Annotated in this window: 5 protein-coding genes; 4 read left to right on the forward strand and 1 reads right to left on the reverse strand. The window is 76.0% G+C overall.

The window, feature by feature from the left end; genetic code table 11:
• Positions 1-203: 203 nt before the first annotated feature.
• The 4 genes from G5C65_RS30150 (at position 204) to G5C65_RS30165 (ending at position 4,502) form a co-directional block, all read left to right on the forward strand.
• Entirely contained in the window at positions 204-1,433 is a 1,230-nt protein-coding gene (locus tag G5C65_RS30150; protein WP_165302222.1) for a cysteine desulfurase-like protein, read from the forward strand.
• An 89-nt stretch (positions 1,434-1,522) separates the two neighbouring features.
• Positions 1,523-2,947, forward strand: coding sequence for a mycothione reductase (locus G5C65_RS30155; protein ID WP_241266166.1), 1,425 nt, complete (start codon positions 1,523-1,525; stop codon positions 2,945-2,947).
• 28 nt (positions 2,948-2,975) lie between these two features.
• Positions 2,976-3,650, forward strand: coding sequence for an organomercurial lyase (gene merB, locus G5C65_RS39680; RefSeq protein ID WP_165302223.1), 675 nt, complete (start codon positions 2,976-2,978; stop codon positions 3,648-3,650).
• 261 nt (positions 3,651-3,911) lie between these two features.
• Entirely contained in the window at positions 3,912-4,502 is a 591-nt protein-coding gene (locus G5C65_RS30165; protein WP_165302224.1) for a DUF5134 domain-containing protein, read from the forward strand.
• Positions 4,503-4,525: 23 nt separating this feature from the next.
• On the opposite strand, the gene egtD is transcribed toward G5C65_RS30165, so the two are convergent.
• Complete coding sequence (gene egtD, locus G5C65_RS30170; protein ID WP_165302225.1) at positions 4,526-5,503, reverse strand: L-histidine N(alpha)-methyltransferase; 978 nt, start codon at positions 5,501-5,503, stop codon at positions 4,526-4,528.
• Positions 5,504-5,540 lie beyond the last annotated feature (37 nt).

The following is a 5,540-nucleotide window of genomic DNA, read 5'->3' on the forward strand; positions in this document are numbered from 1 at the left end:
GTGCGGGGGAGACGCCGTACGGGCGTGTCTGCGCACGTTCAACTCTGTTCACTCCTTGCACGCGGCGAACCGCGGGTAGGGGAGGAGATTGATGGGGGGCAGTCAACTTCCTTGGTCTATACCAGTCAAGGGGTGGGGCCGCCTCAGTTCAACGGTCAACGGCCAGCGTTCAACGGCACCGAGTGCGACAGGAGTTGTTCTTCATGGCGTACGACCTCCCCGCCCTCCGCGCGCAGTTCCCCGCCCTGGAGGCCGGGCTGGCCCACTTCGAAGGACCCGGCGGGACGCAGACCCCGCGCCCCGTCATCCGGGCGGTCGCCGACGCGCTCTCGCGCCCCCTGGCGCACCGGCGGCCCGGCACGGCCGGGGACCGCGAGGACCGGGGGGACCGCGAGGACGACGCCCTGGCGGCCGGGGCCCGGCAGGCCCTGGCCGACCTGCTCGGCGCCGACCCGCTCGGCATCGTCGTCGGCCGCAGCGCCACCCAGCTCACCTACGACATCTCCCGCACCCTGGCCCGCGCGTGGCGGCCCGGCGACGAGGTCGTCGTCACCCGGCTCGACCACGACGCCAACGTCCGCCCCTGGGTCCGGGCCGCCGAGCGGTCCGGGGCCACCGTGCGCTGGGCCGACTTCGACGCCGCGACCGGGGAGCTGACCCCGGAGCACCTGGCGGCCGTCCTGAGCCCGCGCACCCGGCTGGTGGCCGTCACCGCCGCTTCCAACCTGCTGGGCACCCGCCCGCCGGTGGCCGCGCTGGCCCGGTGCGCGCACGAGGCCGGGGCGCTGCTGTACGTGGACGCCGTGCACTACGCCGCGCACACCCTGGTGGACCTCGACGCGCTCGGTGCCGACGCCGCGGTCTGCTCGCCGTACAAGTTCCTCGGCCCGCACCACGGCGTGCTCGCCGCACGCCCCGCGCTGCTGGAGACCCTGCGGCCGGACAAGGTGCTGCCCGCGCCGGACACCGTCCCCGAGCGGTTCGAGCAGGGCATGCCGCAGTACGAGCTGATGGCCGGGACCCGCGCCGCCGTCGACTTCCTCGCCGGGCTGGACGCGGACGCCACCGGAACCCGGCGCGAGCGGCTGGCCGCCTCCTACGCCGCGCTCGCCGCGCACGAGGAGGCGCTGAGCGCGCGTATCGACAAGGAGCTGGCCGGACTGGAGGGGGTCACCGCGCACGGGCGGGCCGCCGACCGCACACCGACCCGGCTGCTGACCTTCGACGGGCGCGCGGCGCAGCAGGCGCACCGCTTTCTGGCGGCGCGCGGCGTGCTGGCGCCCGCCGGGGTGTTCTACGCGGTCGAGGCCGCGCGCCGTCTCGGACTCGGCGAGACCGGCGGGCTGCGGATCGGCCTCGCCCCCTACACCGCACCGCAGGACGCCGACCGGCTGCTGACCGGGCTCGCCGACTTCCTCCGGCAGCCCCGGTGAGGGGGTATGGGATCGTGCCCGGCACGCGGAACCCCGGAATGCCACCGGCACGGCCGGGGTTCCCTTGACCGGACGACAGGCGGGCACGCATGCGGAAAGGGGACGAGATGGCGGCGGCACGGCACTACGACCTCGTGATCGTGGGATCCGGCTCGGGCAACTCCCTCGTGGACGAGCGGTTCGACGAGTGGAACGTGGCGATCGTGGAGAGAGGGGTCGGCTCGACGGGAGCGTACGGCGGCACCTGCCTGAACGTGGGCTGCATCCCCACCAAGATGCTCGCCCACACCGCCGACACCGCCCGCGCGCCCGGACACGGGGAGCGGCTGGGCCTCGACCTGGAGCTGCGCGGCGCGCCCTGGCCCGCGATCCGGGACCGGATCTTCGGGCGTATCGACCCGATCGCCGCCGCGGGGGAGCGCTACCGCGCCCAGGAGAACCCCAACGTCACCCTCTACCGGGGCACGGCCCGCTTCACCGGCGAGCGCGAGCTGGCCGTGGAGACCGCCGAGGGCACGGCCGCGCTCACCGCGGACCGGGTCGTGGTGGCCGCGGGCAGCCGCCCCGAGGCGCCCCAGGTGCCCGGCCTGGACGGCGTCGGCTACCACACCAGCGACTCGGTGATGCGGCTCGCCGAGGTGCCGCGCCGTCTGATCGTGCTGGGCACCGGCTTCGTGGGGACGGAGCTCGCCCATGTGTTCGCTTCGCTGGGCTCCCAGGTCACCGTCATCGGCCGCTCCGGGCTGCTGCTGCGGCACCAGGACGGAGAGATCGCACGGCACTTCACCGAGCTGGCCCGGCAGCAGTGGGACGTGCGGCTGGACCGCACCGTCAAGGAGGCGGGACGGCGCGACGGCGTCGTCCGGCTGGAGCTGGACGGGCCGCACGGCGCCGAGACGGTCGAGGCGGAGGAGCTCCTGGTGGCCACCGGCCGCCGCCCCAACGCCGACCTCGTCGGCGCGGCGGCGGGCGGGCTCGCGCTGACGGACGACGGCCGGATCGCGGTGGACGCCACCCAGGCCGCCTCGGTGGCCGGGGTCTGGGCGCTGGGCGACGTCTCCTCGCCCTACCAGCTCAAGCACGTCGCCAACCACGAGGCGCGGGTCGTCCAGCACAACCTGCTGCACCCCGAGCGCCCGGTGCGCACCGACCACCGGTTCGTGCCGCACGCGGTGTTCTCGTCCCCGCAGGTCGCCGCGGTGGGCCTCACCGAGGAGGAGGCCCGGGAGCGCGGGCTGGACTACACCGCCGCCGTCCACCGCTACGCGGACATCGCCTACGGCTGGGCCATGGAGGACACCACCGGCTTCGCCAAGGTGCTCGCCGACCGCGGCACCGGCCGGCTGCTGGGCGCGCACATCCTGGGCCCGGAGGCGCCCACCCTGATCCAGCCGCTGATCCAGGCCCTGCACTTCGGCCTGGACCCGCGCGCCATGGCGCGCGGCCAGTACTGGATCCACCCGGCCATGCCGGAGGTCGTCGAGAACGCCCTGCTCAAGCTCGACCTGCCGTGACCGCCGTGACCGCGAAGGGAGGCACCACGTGTCCGACCCCGACAGGGACACCCGGGACCTGCTGTGCTCCTGGGCCGACGGCACGGCCGAGCGCGCCCGGCGGCTGACACCGGCCGCGCGCCGGGTGCACACCGCGCTGCTGACCGCGTTCGCCGACACCGGCGTCGCCCCGTCCGACCCCCGGGACCTCGCCCACCGCCACGGCGCCCGGCCCGACGCGGTGTTCCAGGAGCTGTACGAGCACGACCTCGTGCACCTGTTCGCCGACGGCAGCATCCGTGCGGCGTACCCCTTCTCCGGGCCGCCCACCGCGCACCGGGTGGCCGTCGCCGGGCGCGGCAGCCCGTACGCGATGTGCGCCATCGACGCGCTCGGCGTCTCCGCGATGCTCGGCGGGGTCCCGGTGTCCGTCAGCGCGCACGAGCCCGGCACCCGGCGGTCCGTGTCCGTGCGGGTCGCGGGGCGTACGGCGCGCTGGCGCCCGGCGACCGCTGCGGTGCTGCTCGGCGCGGTGACGGGCGGCTCCTGCCGCGCCTACTGCGAGAGCGTCTGCTCCTACGTCAACTTCTTCACCCGGCCCGCCGCCGCGCGGGAGTGGGCCGCCGCGCATCCGCGGGTGGACGGGCCCGTGGTGGACGGCGGCCAGGCCCTGGACCTCGCCGTCGCCTGCTTCGGGGATGTCCTGCGGCCAGCCGGGGGCTGAGCGGAGTTCGCGGGCCGCCCCCTTTCCGGCCGGTCACGGGCTGCCCCTGCGGGCGCGCTGTACCCGCTCGCGCAGTTCCCCGCGCCCCTGAGGGCGCACGTCTTGCGCCCCGTCAGGGGCGCGGGGAACTGCGCGCCCAGCCGCAGCGCGCCCGCAGACGGGAGCGTACCGCCAGGGGCAGAACGCTCCCGCCGTGCATCAGTGCGCCGGAGTGTGCGCGGCCGGCAGTGGCAAGCCCCTCGCTGAGGGGGAGGTGCGGGGATGGCGGGATCGCTGGTGACGGGGTGGCTGCTGGTGGTCGTCAGCACCGCCACGGCGGCGCTGTGCCTGGCGCGCGCGAGCGCGCCGGACACCGGCCGCTGCGAGCGGCGCACCGCGCGGACCGAGGGCGCGATGGGTGCCGGGATGGCCCTCATGGCGGCACCCGGGCTGAGCGGGGGGACGGGCGTGTGGGGGGCCGTGTCGCTCGCGGCCCTGTTCGCGGCGATCGCCCTGCGTTCGCTGCTGTTCGCCGGAGGCGAGGCGCACCGGCTGCACCACGGCATCGAGGCGGGCGCGATGGTCTACATGGCGGTGCTGATGGCCCACGCCGCCGGCACCGGCGCGCACCACGGGCACGGCGGGCACGGCGGGCACGGCGGTGCGGGGCCGCCGGCGGCGACCCTGGCGCTGCTGGCGTACTTCGCCGCGTTCGTGCTGCGCACGGGTGTCCGGCTGGCGCCCGCACCCGCCGGGCCGCCCGCCGCCGCGGCGGGCGCGGCGGCGGGCGGCGGGCGGTGGGCCCCGGAGCTCGGCACGGCGTGCCGGCTGTCGCTGGCCCTCGGCATGGTCGCGATGCTGGTCGCCCTGTGAGGGCCCACGGCGCCCCGGGGCCGTCAGTCGGGCACGGCGAGCAGGACGGCGAACCGCTCCCGCTCGTCCGTCCACCAGGCCCGCACCCCGAAGCCCCGGTGGGCGAGCTCCGCCGTCAGCCCGGCGCGGCGGAACTTGGCCGAGGTCTCGGTCCGCAGCTCCTCCCCGTCCGCGAAGTCCACGCTCAGATCCAGCGGCGGGAGCTTCACCGTCTGCGCGGTCCGGGCGCGCAGCCGCATCTCGATCTGCTCCGCCTCCGCGTCCCACACCGCCCGGTGCGCGAACGAGCCCGGGGCGAAGTCGGCGTGCAGCTCGCGGTTGAGCATGTGCAGGACGTTGCGGTTGAACTCGGCGGTGACCCCGTGCGGATCGTCGTACGCGCGCAGCAGCACGGCGGGATCCTTGACCAGGTCGGCGCCGAGCAGCAGCGCGTCGCCGCCGCCGAGCGCGGCGCGCAGCGCGCTGAAGAACGCCGACCGCCGTGCCGGGGGCAGATTGCCGATGGTGGAGCCGAGGAAGGCGACGAGCCGCGGCCCGCCGGACGGCTCCGGCAGCACCAGCTCCGCCTCGAAGTCGGCGACGGTGGCCGCCACCCGCAGCCCGGGGCGGTCCCGGCACAGCGCCTCGCCCGCCGCCAGCAGCGCGGCGGGCGACACGTCGACGGGCGCGTAGCGGCGCAGCGTGCCGTGCGCTGTGAGCGCGTCCAGCAGCCGCCGGGTCTTCGCGGAGCTGCCGGAGCCCAGCTCGACGAGGGTGTCGGCACCGGTGAGGCGGGCGATGTCGGCGGCGTGCCGGTCCAGGACCTCGTCCTCGGCACGGGTGGGGTAGTACTCGGTCAGCCGGGTGATGTCCTCGAACAGCTCGCTGCCGCGGGTGTCGTAGAGCCATTTGGGCGGCAGCGTCTTGGGGGCGGCGGTGAGCCCGTCCCGTACGTCCGCGTGCAGCCGGGTGGTGAAGTGGTCCGGGGAGAGACGGTGGGCGAGGGTGAAGCGGTCCGTCATGCGGAGCGGGTCCTTTCCGGGCGCACGCGGGGTGCGG

It is taken from the genome of Streptomyces boncukensis (assembly GCF_011045075.1).
GTDB lineage: Bacteria > Actinomycetota > Actinomycetes > Streptomycetales > Streptomycetaceae > Streptomyces > Streptomyces boncukensis.

Coding starts and splice junctions, on each gene's coding strand:
- G5C65_RS30155 (WP_241266166.1), top strand. CDS start 1,523: ATGCGGAAAGGGGACGAGATGGCGGCGGCACGGCACTACGACCTCGTG.
- egtD (WP_165302225.1), bottom strand. CDS start 5,503: ATGACGGACCGCTTCACCCTCGCCCACCGTCTCTCCCCGGACCACTTC.
- G5C65_RS30165 (WP_165302224.1), top strand. CDS start 3,912: ATGGCGGGATCGCTGGTGACGGGGTGGCTGCTGGTGGTCGTCAGCACC.
- G5C65_RS30150 (WP_165302222.1), top strand. CDS start 204: ATGGCGTACGACCTCCCCGCCCTCCGCGCGCAGTTCCCCGCCCTGGAG.